Source organism: Streptomyces sp. NPDC052721 (assembly GCF_040678315.1).
Taxonomy (GTDB): domain Bacteria; phylum Actinomycetota; class Actinomycetes; order Streptomycetales; family Streptomycetaceae; genus Streptomyces.
Map to the genome: position 1 here is coordinate 75,226 of NZ_JBFATL010000040.1, position 12,964 is coordinate 88,189.

Annotated in this window: 11 protein-coding genes and 2 pseudogenes; 6 read left to right on the forward strand and 7 right to left on the reverse strand. The window is 73.6% G+C overall.

What is annotated here, in order from left to right; genetic code table 11:
* Nucleotides 1-28 precede the first annotated feature (28 nt).
* Together AB0L21_RS30745 and AB0L21_RS30750 are read right to left on the reverse strand one after the other, a co-directional pair.
* Nucleotides 29-1,612 (reverse strand): tetratricopeptide repeat protein, encoded by a 1,584-nt coding sequence (locus AB0L21_RS30745; protein WP_365787720.1) that lies wholly within the window; start codon nt 1,610-1,612, stop codon nt 29-31.
* A gap of 85 nt (nt 1,613-1,697) precedes the next feature.
* Nucleotides 1,698-3,266, reverse strand: a complete 1,569-nt coding sequence (locus AB0L21_RS30750) for a DUF4331 domain-containing protein (protein ID WP_365705238.1) — start codon at nt 3,264-3,266, stop codon at nt 1,698-1,700.
* Between the two features lie 209 nt (nt 3,267-3,475).
* Here AB0L21_RS30750 and AB0L21_RS30755 point away from each other — a divergent pair, with 209 nt between their 5' ends.
* The 3 genes from AB0L21_RS30755 (at nt 3,476) to AB0L21_RS30765 (ending at nt 5,256) form a co-directional block, all read left to right on the forward strand.
* Nucleotides 3,476-4,018 (forward strand): sigma-70 family RNA polymerase sigma factor, encoded by a 543-nt coding sequence (locus AB0L21_RS30755; RefSeq protein WP_365705236.1) that lies wholly within the window; start codon nt 3,476-3,478, stop codon nt 4,016-4,018.
* Entirely contained in the window at nt 4,015-4,860 is an 846-nt protein-coding gene (locus AB0L21_RS30760; protein ID WP_365787722.1) for an anti-sigma factor, read from the forward strand. Before AB0L21_RS30755 ends, AB0L21_RS30760 begins: the two co-directional genes overlap by 4 nt.
* A 126-nt stretch (nt 4,861-4,986) precedes the next feature.
* Nucleotides 4,987-5,256 carry a hypothetical protein gene (locus tag AB0L21_RS30765; protein WP_103812324.1) on the forward strand — a complete coding sequence of 90 codons (270 nt, stop codon included), beginning with the start codon at nt 4,987-4,989 and terminating at the stop codon, nt 5,254-5,256.
* A 42-nt stretch (nt 5,257-5,298) separates the two neighbouring features.
* On the opposite strand, the gene AB0L21_RS30770 is transcribed toward AB0L21_RS30765, so the two are convergent.
* The gene (locus AB0L21_RS30770) at nt 5,299-6,495 is read right to left on the reverse strand and encodes a CaiB/BaiF CoA-transferase family protein (protein WP_365787724.1); all 1,197 of its coding nucleotides are present in this window, start codon (nt 6,493-6,495) and stop codon (nt 5,299-5,301) included.
* Nucleotides 6,496-6,541: 46 nt separating this feature from the next.
* Nucleotides 6,542-7,097: pseudogene (locus AB0L21_RS30775) on the reverse strand (ABC transporter permease); the annotation flags it as partial.
* Here AB0L21_RS30775 and AB0L21_RS30780 point away from each other — a divergent pair.
* Nucleotides 7,096-7,578, forward strand: a pseudogene (locus AB0L21_RS30780) (TetR/AcrR family transcriptional regulator C-terminal domain-containing protein); the annotation flags it as partial. The pseudogenes AB0L21_RS30775 and AB0L21_RS30780 overlap by 2 nt on opposite strands.
* A 164-nt stretch (nt 7,579-7,742) precedes the next feature.
* Here AB0L21_RS30780 and AB0L21_RS30785 read toward each other — a convergent pair.
* The 3 genes from AB0L21_RS30785 to hmgA form a co-directional block, all read right to left on the reverse strand.
* Nucleotides 7,743-8,900 (reverse strand): type ISP restriction/modification enzyme, encoded by a 1,158-nt coding sequence (locus tag AB0L21_RS30785; protein WP_365787725.1) that lies wholly within the window; start codon nt 8,898-8,900, stop codon nt 7,743-7,745.
* 122 nt (nt 8,901-9,022) lie between these two features.
* A complete protein-coding gene (locus AB0L21_RS30790) occupies nt 9,023-9,769 on the reverse strand; it encodes a GntR family transcriptional regulator (RefSeq protein ID WP_365787727.1) in 747 nt (248 codons plus the stop codon).
* A 46-nt stretch (nt 9,770-9,815) separates the two neighbouring features.
* Complete coding sequence (gene hmgA, locus AB0L21_RS30795) at nt 9,816-11,162, reverse strand: homogentisate 1,2-dioxygenase (protein WP_365787729.1); 1,347 nt, start codon at nt 11,160-11,162, stop codon at nt 9,816-9,818.
* A gap of 151 nt (nt 11,163-11,313) precedes the next feature.
* Between hmgA and AB0L21_RS30800 the strand changes: the two genes are divergently transcribed.
* Both AB0L21_RS30800 and AB0L21_RS30805 read left to right on the forward strand, forming a co-directional pair.
* Nucleotides 11,314-11,835 (forward strand): hypothetical protein, encoded by a 522-nt coding sequence (locus AB0L21_RS30800; protein WP_365705224.1) that lies wholly within the window; start codon nt 11,314-11,316, stop codon nt 11,833-11,835.
* A 168-nt stretch (nt 11,836-12,003) separates the two neighbouring features.
* On the forward strand, nt 12,004-12,621 hold the full coding sequence (locus AB0L21_RS30805) for a TetR/AcrR family transcriptional regulator (protein ID WP_365705222.1): 618 nt from the start codon (nt 12,004-12,006) through the stop codon (nt 12,619-12,621).
* Nucleotides 12,622-12,964 lie beyond the last annotated feature (343 nt).

Sequence of the window (12,964 nt, forward strand, 5' to 3'; positions counted from 1 at the left end):
CGCGGTTCCACCGGGCGTGGACGCGGTGTCACTCGGCTCCCTCCAGCGCCTCGCGGGCCCGTGCCGCACCCAGTGGGGAGAAGCCGGGGTTCAGTTCCAGGGCCGAGGCGAGCCAGGCGCGGCCGGCCGCCCGATGGCCGGTGGCCAGCTCGATCACGCCCCGGTGGTAGCGGAAGGCGGCGCTGCGGTAGCCGGTGGCGGTGGCCCGGCGGGCGTAGGGCAGGGCCTCGGCGTCGCGGCCGTCGACGTGCAGCGCCCAGGCGAGGGCGTCGGCGGTGTGCACGGTGTGCCGGCGGGCCCATTCGGCGCGGGCCGCGCGCAGGGCGGCCCGCCTGTCGCCGTGGTCGGCCGCGGCCAGCGCGGTGTCCAGGTCGGCGTTGACGCCGTTGGCACGGGCCAGCGCGGTCCAGGCGTCGACCAGCGCGTACTGCCGCCGGGCCCGCGCCCGGTCGCCGGCCCCGCCCCGCGCCTCGTACAGCTCGCCGAGTTCGACCAGTGGGCCGGGCAGCGGGGAGCGGGCGACCACCGTCTCCATGTCCGTGACCGCCCCGGCACGGTCACCGTTCGCCGCCCGCGCGCGGGCCCGGCCCTCCAGTGCCGGGAGGTAGCCGTCGTCGGCGGCCAGGGCGCGGGCGTAGAAGCTGAGTGCCGACTTGTAGTCCCCCTGGTTCCAGGCGAGTTGGCCGAGCTGTGTGGCCACGTACGCGGTGTCGCCCGGCGAACCGGCGGCGGACAGCGCCTGTTCCAGGACCCGGCGTGCCGTGGTCACGTCCCCGCGCAGCTCGTGCACGTACGCGTACCGGGTGAAGACCGGTACGCCCGGCCTGCGCGCGTCGGCGGTCCTCGCTGCCTCGGCCGCGTCGGCGTACCGGCCGAGTTCGACCAGGGCGTCGATCCGGGAGGACAGCGCGCGCTCGCTGTACGGGTTGCGGCGCAGGGCCGCGTCCGCGAAGGACAGGGCGTCCTCGAAGTCGTGCCGGGCGGCGGCGAGGGCGGCGCGGCCGGCCAGGGCCTGGTCGCTCTCCGGCGCCAGCGACAGGGACCGCCGCAGCGCCTGTTCCGCCCGCGGGTACCGGGACGGGTCGCCCTTGGTCCGCGCCTGCTCGACGTAGGCCAGACCGAGGGTGGCCCAGCCGCCGGCGTCCTTCGGCTGGGCCCGCAGATGCGTCTGGAGCGCGGTGACGCCCGCGTCCAGATCGCCGCCGCTGAGGACACCGGGGTCGACGGCGCCGGCGGAGACCGGCGCGGACGCCGGCACCCGCTCCGCACCGAGCGCGATCGCACCACCGGTCAACGCGACCGCCAACAGGGCCGCGGTCAGGGTGAGTCGAGCCCGACCCCGCGACAGCCGCCCGAGAGCGCCGACCCGCCGCACGGCGGCGACCCGCTCGTCACCGCCCGAGGAGGCCGCCCCGCAGGGCGACGGCGTCGTCGGGGAAGGCGAGCGCGTCGTCCCGGAAGCCGGCGACGCCGGTGCGGACGGTGCCGGCGACTCGTCCCCGGCCGCAGCCTGCCTGCGCCGGTCCTCCTCGTCACTCACCACCCTGGGCCCGTCCTCCTGCTCCGTCACCCTCTGCCCGTCCTGCTCGTCGTCCTGCCCGCGCGGGCCCATGCCTTCTCCTCCGTCGGTCGTGTGGGAGGCGCGGCCCGCCGTGGGGGAGAGGAAAACGGGCCGCGCCGGTCTCGGTGGGTGCGGATCAGTACGGGCGCTGCAGGCGCCGGCGCCACCAGGCGAAGGCGGTGCCGATCAGCAGGATCCCGGCCGCACCGGAGGCCGCCGACGCGGCGATCAGCACGGTGTTGCCGGAGCCGCCGGAGGCCCCGGCCGGCTGGAGGGCGTCCCCGAGCTGGCTGCGCACGTCCGTCCCCGCCGTCGTGCCCTTGGCGAGCGAGCCGCGGGAACCGGACGTGGGCTGGGCGACGTACGGGAAGTAGTTCTCGAACGTCTTGTCGTTCTTGTCGACCGCGTCACCCAAGTCGTTCTTGGAGCCGACCAGTTCGCCCTCGACCACCTGGAGTGCCGCGTCGATCACGTCGTCGGTGAGCCGGCGGCCGTTCGGGAAGCCCGCGTTGTCGCCGTCCAGCACCCCCAGCCGCTTCGGGTGCATGCTCGGCTTGACGGAGGTGTTCAGCCGCAGCTCCTCCGAAGGCCGCACGCCCGGCGGCTGGTTGAGGCCCTTGACGCCCTTGAGGAAGACGTCGACCAGGTCGTTGCGCGGCTCGGCGGGTGCCTTGATCTTGTAGATCGACTCGATGAGCTTCGGCAGCTCCGGGTTGGTGACGTTCTTCAGGAACTGCGCGTCGTACGCGGGCTGGGACCCGTTGAACCTGTCCTTGTCCTTCTGCGGGTTGACGACCTCGTTGACCAGCGGGTTGCCCAGGCGTGAGACCTGGCTGTAGTAGCCCTGCGCGTTACGGCGCTGCGTGGTCGACCAGATGCCGACGACCGGCTGGTGGGCGGACTCGCGGATCAGCTCGTTCGGTACCTGGAGGGCGATGGTGTTGACGTTGTAGCCCTTGAGGGTGTCCCGGCCGACCTCCGTGAGGTTCCCGCCGTACAGCAGGTCGAAGACGCGCAGGTCCGCGAAGAACGGGTCGTCCGCCTGCCCGGCGAAGGTCGCGGCGCCGCCCGCCGTCTTGTACACCGCCTGCGCGCGCAGCTTGCCGTAGTCCGGCATGGACGCCTTGCCGACGTTCGACGGCGCCACCGGCACGTCGTCGGCCACCTTGGTCTTCGACATCTCGTGCCCGCCTCGGAGCTTGATGAGATCGATGTCGTACGTCTGGGTGACGTTGAGGTCGGGATCGTCCAGGCTGGTGACCGGACCGGTGTTGTACAGGAACGTGTTCCCGTTCTTCGTACGGGTCTTGAAGGTGTAGCGGAACACCAGGTCGCCCTGCGCGTCACCGTTGTTGTCGATGTGCAGGTCGTACTGGGCGTCGTCGGCGAACGTGTAGAAGTTCGGCCCGCCGGCCGGCTCCTCGAACGGGATCCAGTTCGCCACGATCGTCGTCGTGTCGGGCTTGTCCGGGCTGACGAACGCGTACAGGTCGGTGTTGTCGTACTGCGGGGTGCCCGAGATCAGCGGGGCCTCCCGGTGGGAGGAGGCGGAGGCCGTCCCGGGTACCAGCGTGGCGACGCCGGCGGCCGTGAGCCCTCCGGCGGCCAGCGCCCCGCAGATGAGCGTGACCAGGCCCGTGCGTCCGGTGCCGCGCCCGGAGTACGCCCTCCTGGCGAGGGCGCCCCTGGAGAAGAGAGGTGTCATGCCGTCCGTCCTCAGTGCCGACTTGCCTTTGACGGACGGATATACGGAGCGGGGACGCCGATCGGATGGGTCGGAGGCGAAAAACTTTTCACCGCGCCGGGACCCGCGTTTTCGGCCCGCTGATCCGTACCCCCTCGGGGAGGTGTGTCACGGTGCGGATGCGCGGTGCGCGAGGAAGAGCCGGCTGCGGCCACGGAGAGGGGGCCCGCATGCAGGCGGACGAGCTGCTGGTGCTCGTGGCCGGCGGCGATCAAAGGGCGTTCGAGGAGTTGTACGGACTGGTCTCCGGGCCGGTGTACGGCCTGGTGCGACGGGTGGTGCGGGACCCCGCCCAGTCCGAGGAGGTCGCCCAGGAGGTACTGCTCGAACTGTGGCGCTCCGCCGCCCGGTTCGACCCCGGCCGGGGCAGCGCCCTGTCCTGGATCCTCACCCTCGCCCACCGCCGGGCCGTCGACCGGGTGCGCAGCGCCCGCGCGGCCGGCGAACGCGAGCAGCGCGAGGCCCTGCGCGCCGGGGAACCCGCGTTCGACCAGGTCGCCGAGGAGGTCGAGGCCGGCCTGGAACGCGAGTGGGTGCGCCGCTGCCTGAACCGGCTCACGGCCCTGCAACGCCAGTCGGTGACCCTGGCCTACTACGACGGGTACACCTACCGTGAGGTGGCCGAGCGGCTCTCGCTGCCGCTGGGCACGGTCAAGACGCGGATGCGCGACGGACTCACCCGGCTGCGCCAGTGCCTGGGAGGCGCCGCATGAGCATCCTCGGCAAGCTGCTGCGCCGCGAGGCCCCGCACTCCCTCGCCGCGCCCTACGCGCTCGACGCGCTGGAACCGGGCGAGCGGCGCCGCTTCGAGAAGCACCTGGCGGGCTGCAACCGCTGCGCCGCCGAGGTGCGGGAGCTGGCCGAGGACGCGGTCCGCCTCGCCTGGTCCGCGGCGGCCCCGGCGCCCCCCGCCCTGCGCGAGCGGGTCCTGGCCGCCGTCCGCAGCACCCCGCAGGAGCCGGCGCGCAGCCGCGCGGGAGCGCGGGACCGGGCGTCGGCCCGGGAGCGCGTGCCCCAGCTGCCGCCGCACGTCTGGGGCACCCAGCCCCCGCCGGGCCGCACCCGTACGCCCCGGACGCGCCGCCCCCTCTTCGTCCCGTTCGCCACGGTCACGGCCGCCGCAGCGCTCGTCGTCGCCTCCCTCTTCGCGGTCCAGGCGCACCACACCGAGGACCGGCTCGCCGCCGAGCGGGACCGGGCACGTGAGATCGCCCACGTTCTGGCCGCTCCGGACGCCCGCGCGGTGCGCAGCGAGGACGCGCGCGGACGCAGTATCGGAGTAATCGCTTCCGCCTCCGAGCGGGAGGCCGTCGTCACCCTCAGCGGGTACGGCACCCCGCCCGGCGGGCGCGTGCATCAGCTCTGGCTCATGCGGCCCCGGGTGCAACCGCGCTCCCTGGGGCTCCTCGCGGGCGACACGCCCCTGGTCGCCAAGGGTCTCGACACCTCCTCGACGTCACTCGCCGTAACCGTCGAGCCTGACGGTGGATCAGCACAGCCCACCGGTCAGCCCATTGTCCAACTCACCCTGAAATCGGTCGGATTCGGAGAGTAGTCAAAGGCGGATGATCAACCACCTTACGGGGAAGGTGAATCGCGTGGCCGAGATACACGCGTGCCCCACCGGGGCGATAGGGTTACCCTGCCCGGGCCGGGTGGACTCGTACGGGTGGGGAGTGACATGGAGCAGATAACAGTGCGCAGCAGGGCCAGGATCCCTGCGATCACCTGCGGGAGCAGCGCGACCAGTTCGCGGCTCGACCGCCATCTGTCGGTGCTGGCGGGTCCCGCCATACCGCAGCGGGAGACGGTCGAGGCGACGTCGCTGATGCGTGAACTGACGGCGCGTGACTCCGTGCACCAGCGCAGTGACCGGGGCACGCGGATCGGCCGCGTCTCGCTCTTCGCGCCGCTGCGCCGGCTGCGCCGTTCGCTGTTCGGCGGTCACTGACCGCGTCGCAGGGCCCCTGACCCCGAGCAGGGGTGCCCGCGCTCAGGCCGCCACACCGTCCCGGCGAAGCGCTGCGATCTCGTCGTCCGTCATCCCCACGGCACGCAGCAGCGCTCCGGTGTGCTGTCCGAGCGCGGGCACGTCACCCATCCGTGCCTCGTCCCCGCCCGGCAGCGTGATGGGGGGCAGCAGCGCCTTCAGCGGCCCGGCCGGCGACCCCACCCGGCGCCACCGCTCCCGGGCCGCCAGCTGCGGATGCTCCGCCAGCTCGCGCACATCCCGCAGCCGGGCGCAGGCGATGCCCGCCTTCTCCAGCCGCGCGAGCGCCTCCTCGGCGTCCAGCACCGCCAGCGCCCCCGCGACCAGGGCGTCGGTCCGCTCCCGGTGCGCCACCCGCGCGGCATTGGTCGCGTACGCCGGATCGGTGCCCAGTTCCGGGCGCCCCATGACCTGTTCGGCGAGCCGTCGCCACTCGCGGTCGTTCTGCACCGACAGCAGCACCCGCCCGCCGTCCGCCGTCGGATAGGCGTCGTACGGCGCGATCACGGCGTGCGCGAGCCCGGTGCGGGCCGGCGGCTCCCCGCCGTGCAGCGCGTGGTGCAGCGGATGGCCCATCCACTCGGCGAGCGCCTCCAGCATGGACACCTCCACCGGCCCGCCCCGCCCGGTCGTCCCGCGCCGCACAAGCGCGGCCAGCACACCGGAGAACGCGTACATGGCCGCCGCGATGTCCGCCGCCGGGATGCCCGCCTTCACCGGCTGCTCCGGCGTCCCGGTCACCGACACCAGACCCGCCTCGCACTGCACGAGCATGTCGTACGCCCGCTTGTCCGTGTACGGCCCCGAGCCGCCGTAGCCCGAGATGTCCACGGCGATCAGCCGCGGGTGCGCGGCGCACAGCGTGGCCGCGTCCAGGCCCAGCCGGGCCGCCGCGCCGTGCGCGAGGTTCTGCACGAACACGTCCGCGTCCGCGACCAGCCGTCGTACGACGTCCAGGCCGCGCGGGTCCTTGAGGTCCAGCGCGATGGACTCCTTGCCGCGGTTGCACCACACGAAGTGCGAGGCGAGACCGCGGGCCGCCATGTCGTAGCCGCGCGCGAAGTCGCCGCCGTCGACCCGCTCCACCTTGATGACGCGGGCGCCCAGATCGGCGAGCTGCCGGGTAGCGAAGGGCGCGGACACGGCCTGTTCGACGGCGACGACGGTGATGCCGTCCAGGGGCAGCGGGAGATGATCCATGGGGGGATGATCTCCCCTGACCGGCGGCTCTGTCAGCAGTGCGGGCTCACTCGGCCCGCGCGTACCTGCGCACGGCGAGCGGCAGGAACAGCGCGGTCAGGGCGAGGCTCCAGGCCGGCGACCCGGCGACCGGGTGGGCCACCGGCCAGGCGGCGCCCTCCGGGACGGGCGCGTTGCCGAAGAGGTGGCGCAGGGCGGTGGTCACCGCGCTGATCGGGTTCCACTCGGCGAGCGCGCGCAGCCAGCCGGGCAGGTTGTCGGCCGGGATGTACGCGTTCGACAGCAGCGGCAGCACGAAGGAGGCGGCGCCGAGCTGCCCGGCGGCTTCCTCGCTGCGGGACAGCAGGCCCAGGAGGATCCCGGCGCAGGTGCAGGCGAACCGGAAGAGGAGCAGCAGCCCCACGGCACCGGCCGCCCCGGCCGCGGACCCCTCGATCCGCCAGCCCACCGCGAGCCCGGTCAGCAGCAGCGGCACCGTCCCGACGGTTCGTGACGAGGAGGTCCGCCACGGCTTGTCCGAGGGGGACGGCGGCCCGGCTCACCGGCATCGTGCGGAACCGGTCCATCACCCCTCGGTGGGTGTCCTGGGCGGCCTGGAACATGGTGGACGCGGTCGGTGCGGAGCACCCCCCGTGGGAGCCGAGCGGGGACTGGCGGGCCGACATGCGCCGCGTGGCCGTGCAGACGCGCGAGCTGATGCACCGGCATGCCTGGCTGCCGCGCCTGATGTCTCCCGTCTACGGCTTCAGCCCGAACGCCCTGCGCTACCTGGAGCACTGCCTGGCCTGCCTGGACCCGCTGGAAGCGACGTACGGCACCAAGGTGGAGTTCATCGCGATGCTCAACGGCATGGTCACGACCTACGTCCGCAACGAACTCGACACCGCCGAGCGGGTGCGGGCCCTGCCGTGGTCGGAGGACGAGGAGAACGCGGTCCGCATCGCCTACCTGGGCCGCCAGATCGCCTCCGGCGCCTATCCGCGCATGGCGGCGGCCTTCAGCGAGGATCCGGGGCCGATCGATCTGGAGGCGGTGTTCGAGCGGATGGTGGAGCGGGTCCTGGACGCGTTCGCGCCGCGCTAGCCGGGCGGGTGCGGCGGGTGCGGACCGTGGGTGGCCGGTCGCGCAGTTCCCCGTGCCCCCACCAAGGGCGGAACATGTCGGCTCGGCCACAGGCCGGTGCCGGCCGACCGGGACGCCGAGGACACCGCCCGGCTGGAGGCCGCCCTGCCTCGGCGGGCGGTGGGCTAGAGCAGCGCGAACTGCCCGTCCGGGCCCTCCTCGTGGTGGTCGAGGACCGAGGCGGGGCGGCGGGCGGACTCCGGCACCGGCAGGACGCCCGCCTCCCGCAGCTCGGCCGCCGTGACCGGCGACGTCACCTTCAACTCCTCGCGCACCGGCCGCAGTTCCGCCAGCAGGGCGAGGACCGTGATCAGCTCCAGCAGCTCCGACGTCCAGGTCTGCGGCCAGGCCGCAGGACGGATCGCGGCGAGCGTGCCCGGCTCGGCCGGCGCGGTGCGCACCGTGAACCAGCTCTCCAGTACCCGGACCCCGGCCACCTCGTAGTCCCAGGCCTCGGGCGGGACGGGGGAGACACGGCCCTCGTCCAGGCGCAGGGTCTCCTCGTTGCGGTCGTAGTGGAGGGTGAGCGGACGGTTCGGCAGGGGCGCGCGGACGTAGGGGCGCCGCCCGCCCGGCAGCTTGGGGCGCTCCCCGTCCCGGCGCATCAGCCACAGCACCCGGCGGCCCGCGTCCACGCCGGACGCCCACAGTCCGGGGTCGGCGGTGAGCGGGACGGTGAGGTCGGGGCCGGCCGTCATCAGGATCCAGGCCAGCATGTCCGGTGCGGAGGGGCGTGTGCCGAGACGGGCCGTCAGGTGGTCCAGCAGGCCGGGGGCGAGGTTCGGTTCCGTGCCGCCGGGGCGGCGGTAGAGCGGGCGGACGCGGCCCGGGCGCAGGACGGGCAGGAGCGCGGTCGCCAGCAGCGGGGCATCGGCGTCGCCCGTCTCGGCCGTGAACACCTGGTACGCGTCCGCCACCCGCCACAGCTCCGGGCGGGCCGTGTCGATCAGCCGGTGGTCCGGGATCAGCCACTGCTCGTCGAAGGGGGCGGCCAGCACCCGCACCGGCTCCGGGCAGGGCTGCCCCTCGGCGCGCGCGAGCCGCTCGGTGCCGGCGGGTGAACCGGGCAACTGGCCGACCGCCGACTGGAGCGTACGGGCGCGGGTGGGTTCGAACAGGGCCTCCCGGTCCGGGCCTTCGGCCTTCAGCAGCGCGTCCCAGCGGGCCCTCAGCGAGGCCGGGTCCGGTGCCGTCGGCCAGGCGCGGCCCGGCCGCAGCGGTGCGACGGACCACGGCATGAGGTCCGCCAGCAGCGGAGCGTCGTCGTGCGTCACGCACGGCATGCTACGACAGCGGGTAGCGCCCCCGAAGGGGCGCGAAGAACTGCGCGACCAGCCACCGCGGACCCGCAGTCCCCCGACGGCCCGTCGTGGCACCTCGCATCGCGGCCGGCCGGGCGGAGCGCTCACGCGTCCAGGGTGACCGTGAACGAGAAGCGGTCGCCCCGGTAGTGGATGACCGCCACGTCGAGCACCCGGCCGTCGCTGTCGTACGTCACCCCGGTGTAGTGCAGGATCGGGCTGAGCAGCGGGACTGCGAGCAGCCGGGCCGTCTCCGGGTCGGCGAGCCGGGCCTCCACGGTGTCCGTGATCCGGCTGATGTCCGCCTTCACCACATCCCGCAGCACCTTGGTCATCGGCCAGCGGACCAGGTCCTCCGGATCGATGCCCTCGGCCAGTTCGGGGCGGACGTGGTTGACGGCGTGGTTGGTCGGCTCGCCGGTCTTCTCGTCGCTGCGCAGCCTGTGGTACGTCACCACCTCCGCGAGATCCGGGAAGTACTCGGCCAGCCCGGCCGGCACCGGCACGCGGCCGTGGTCGAGCAGCTCGGTCGCCATCCCGGACTGCTGGGCCACGATCGCGTCCACCGAGCCCAGCAGCCGGACCGGGGCCCCGCGCCGCGCCCCGGGCTCGATGAACGTGCCGCGCCGCCGGTGCCGGCTGATCAGACCCTCGTCCTCCAGCTCCTTCAGCGCCTGCCGCATGGTCAGCACGCTCACCCCGTAGTGCTCCGCCAGCCGCTCCTCGGTGGGCAGGCGCAGCGGGTCCTCGGGGGAGCGGCCCAGTATCGAGGCGCGCAGCGACTGCGACACCTGGTACCACAGCGGCAGCTTGCGGTTCAGGACGATCGAATCCGGGGCGAAGGAGGTCACGCGGCTATCCGTACCTGGCGGAGAACGTTCGGCGCAACGGCGGCGGTCAGCCCCTGAAGTGCCGTTCCAGTCCCTGCCACACGTCGTCGTAGCGCTGCTGGAGGTGGTCGGCGCCCGCCGCCTGCGGGGTGAGGGTCACCGGCCAGCGGGTCTCGAACATGAACGCCAGCCCGTCGTCGAGCTTCTGCGGCTTCAGCTCGGCCGCGCTCGCCCGGTCGAACGTCTCCCGGTCCGGGCCGTGCGCCGACATCATGTTGTGCAGCGAGCCGCCGCCGGGCACGAAGCCCTCCGCCTTGGCGTCGTAGGCGCCCTCGATCAGACCCATGTACTCGCTCATCACGTTCCGGTGGAAGTACGGCGGCCGGAAGGTGTCCTCGCCCACCAGCCAGCGCGGTGCGAAGACCACGAAGTCCACGCCGGCCAGGCCCGGGGTGTCCGACGGGGAGGTCAGGACCGTGAAGACGGAAGGGTCCGGGTGGTCGTAGGAGATGGTGCCGATCACATTGAACCGGCGCAGGTCATAGATGTACGGCACATGGTTGCCGTGCCAGGCGACCACATCCAGGGGGCTGTGGTCGTAGGTCGCCGTCCAGAGGTTGCCGCAGAACTTGTTCACCACCTCCACCGGGCCCTCGACGTCCTCGTACGCCGCCACCGGCGCCCGGAAGTCCCGGGGGTTGGCGAGCCCGTTGGCGCCGATCGGGCCGAGGTCGGGCAGCCGGAACGGCGCCCCATAGTTCTCGCACACATAGCCTCGGGCCGACTCATCGAGCAGCTCCACACGGAAGCGCACCCCACGGGGGATCAGCGCCACATGGCCCGGCTCCACATGAAGCCGGCCGAACTCGGTGTGCAGCAACAGCCCGCCGCGCTCGGGCACGATCAGCAGCTCACCGTCGGCATCGGAGAAGACCCGCTCCATCGAGGCGTTGGCGTGGTACAGGTGCACGGCCATGCCGGTGCGCTGGGTCGCGTCGCCGTTGCCGCCCAGCGTCCAGAGGCCGGCGAGGAAGTCGGTACCGGCCGGGGGCTGTGGCAGCGGGTTCCAGCGCAGCCGGTTGGGGTCGGGCACCGCATCGGTGAAGGGCGCCGTGCGGATCGCGCCGTTGCCGGTACGGGTGAACGCCGGATGGGCGGCCGAGGGGCGGATGCGGTAGAGCCAGGAGCGCCGGTTGTGCGCCCGCGGCTCGGTGAACGCCGTACCGCTCAGCTGCTCGGCGTACAGGCCCAGCGGCGCGCGCTGCGGCGAGTTGCGGCCCTCGGGCAGGGCGCCCGGCACCGCCTCCGAGGCGTGTTCGTTGCCGAACCCGGTCAGATACGACAGCCCCTCGGCGGTCTTCCGCGCTCCCCCGCGCTCGAACACGCTCGCGCGGGAGGTGCCCCCATCGCTCATGATCGCTCCTTGTGCTCCCGATTCCTATGCATCACCGTAGGAATGAGCGGGGGTCCGCGCAAGAGGGGTCGTGGTCCTCCCTCCGGGGTAGGGCGGGAACCAGACTTGAGGGGGATCCGGGGCGCCGGGGTGCTGCTCTACGCTCCCGCTCATGTCGTGGACGAAGTGGACGCGTGGGCCCCTCGCCGCGCTCGCGGTGTGCGTCCTGCTGCCGCTCGGAGCGGCGGCCTGCACCAGCGGTGAGGCGCACGGGGGGACGACCGTCTCGCCGTCGCCCGTGGGAAAGGTCCTGGACGACACCGACGAGACCGGCCGGAACCTGCGCGAGGTGCCCCAGCGCAACGCCCCCGAGGTCGCCGTCGAGGTCACTCCCGACTCGGCCGGCGGCTGGGACGTCCGGCTGACCCTCCGCCACTTCCGGCTCTCCGCGCCCGGCACCCGGCCGGCGGCGGCCATCGGACGCGGGCTCGCCCACCTGTTCGTCGACGGCCACCGGGTCGCCCGGCTGCGCACGCCCACGTACCACCTGGCCGCCGGTGTCGTCCCGCACGGCACCCACCAGGTCACCGCCCGGCTGTACGCCGACGACGGCACGGTGTGGGCCGTCCGCGGCAAGCCGGTCCAGAGCACCGCCGACATCACGGTGTCCGACGCGGAGACGGGCACGGGGTGAGCGCCGGCCGGAACGGCGTCGCCCATCACGGCGGATGAGGGCCACGGCACGCTGCGCCACCGGCGGATGAGGGCCACCGGCACCCCGCCTCCGCCGGCGGATGAGTGCAAGGGCCACCTGTCTTCGTACTCCGGGGGGAGGTTCACCGGACCCCGGCGGAAAGGCATCATGAAGCCCGTGCCCCACGCGACATCGCTCCGCCGCGCGCCCGTCCAGCGGCGCAGCGCCGAACGGCTGACCAGGATCCTGGACGCCTGCGCCGAACTCCTCGACGAGATCGGCTACGACGACCTGAGCACGCGCGCGGTCGCCCAGCGCGCCGGCGTGCCCATCGGCTCGGTCTACCGCTTCTTCGGCAACAAGCGGCAGATGGCCGACGCCCTCGCCCAGCGCAACCTGGAGCGGTACGTCGAGCGCGTCACCGAGCGGCTGAAGAAGGCCGGCAAGGGGGACTGGCGGGCCGCCATGGACGCCGTCCTGGACGAGTACCTGGGCATGAAGCGCACGGCGCCCGGTTTCTCCCTGGTGGACTTCGGCAACCAGATCCCGGTCGGCTCCCGCCACGGCGAGCCCAACACCCAGGTCGCTGACCGGCTCACCGAACTGCTCGCCGGCTATCTCGGCCGCATCCCGGACGCGGACCTGCGGCGGGTCTTCCTGGTCGCCGTGGAGAGCGCCGACACCCTCGTCCAGCTGGCCTTCCGGATCGATCCGCAGGGCGACGAGGCGATCATCACGGAGACCCGCGAACTGCTCCGGGCGTACCTGGGACGCGTGCTGGACTGAGGAGCGGGCCGGCTGGGGTGTCGTTCGACGGCTGGTGCGGGTCGACAGGGGTCACTCGACGGTCGGTGTGGGTCGGCTGGGTGTCGTTCGACGGCTGGTGTGGGTCGGCTGGGGTCACTCGACGGCCGGTGCGGGCCGCCAGGGCGTGGCCCGGTGGCAGGCGCGGATCGACCGGGGTCGCCCGGCGGTCGGTGTGGGTCGGCTGGGGTGTCGCTCGTCGGCTGGTGCGGGTCGACAGGGGTGTCGCCCGACGGCCGGTGCGGGCCGCCAGGGCGTGGCCCGGTGGCAGGCGCGGATCGACCGGGGTCGCCCGGCGGTCGGTGTGGGTCGGCTGGGGTGTCGC

Excerpts from the sequence above, each read along its gene's own strand:
- AB0L21_RS30745 (WP_365787720.1), bottom strand. The coding sequence starts at position 1,612 with ATGGGCCCGCGCGGGCAGGACGACGAGCAGGACGGGCAGAGGGTGACG.
- AB0L21_RS30750 (WP_365705238.1), bottom strand. The coding sequence starts at position 3,266 with ATGACACCTCTCTTCTCCAGGGGCGCCCTCGCCAGGAGGGCGTACTCC.
- AB0L21_RS30755 (WP_365705236.1), top strand. The coding sequence starts at position 3,476 with ATGCAGGCGGACGAGCTGCTGGTGCTCGTGGCCGGCGGCGATCAAAGG.
- AB0L21_RS30760 (WP_365787722.1), top strand. The coding sequence starts at position 4,015 with ATGAGCATCCTCGGCAAGCTGCTGCGCCGCGAGGCCCCGCACTCCCTC.
- AB0L21_RS30765 (WP_103812324.1), top strand. The coding sequence starts at position 4,987 with ATGGAGCAGATAACAGTGCGCAGCAGGGCCAGGATCCCTGCGATCACC.
- AB0L21_RS30770 (WP_365787724.1), bottom strand. The coding sequence starts at position 6,495 with ATGGATCATCTCCCGCTGCCCCTGGACGGCATCACCGTCGTCGCCGTC.
- AB0L21_RS30785 (WP_365787725.1), bottom strand. The coding sequence starts at position 8,900 with ATGCCGTGCGTGACGCACGACGACGCTCCGCTGCTGGCGGACCTCATG.
- hmgA (WP_365787729.1), bottom strand. The coding sequence starts at position 11,162 with ATGAGCGATGGGGGCACCTCCCGCGCGAGCGTGTTCGAGCGCGGGGGA.
- AB0L21_RS30800 (WP_365705224.1), top strand. The coding sequence starts at position 11,314 with ATGTCGTGGACGAAGTGGACGCGTGGGCCCCTCGCCGCGCTCGCGGTG.
- AB0L21_RS30805 (WP_365705222.1), top strand. The coding sequence starts at position 12,004 with ATGAAGCCCGTGCCCCACGCGACATCGCTCCGCCGCGCGCCCGTCCAG.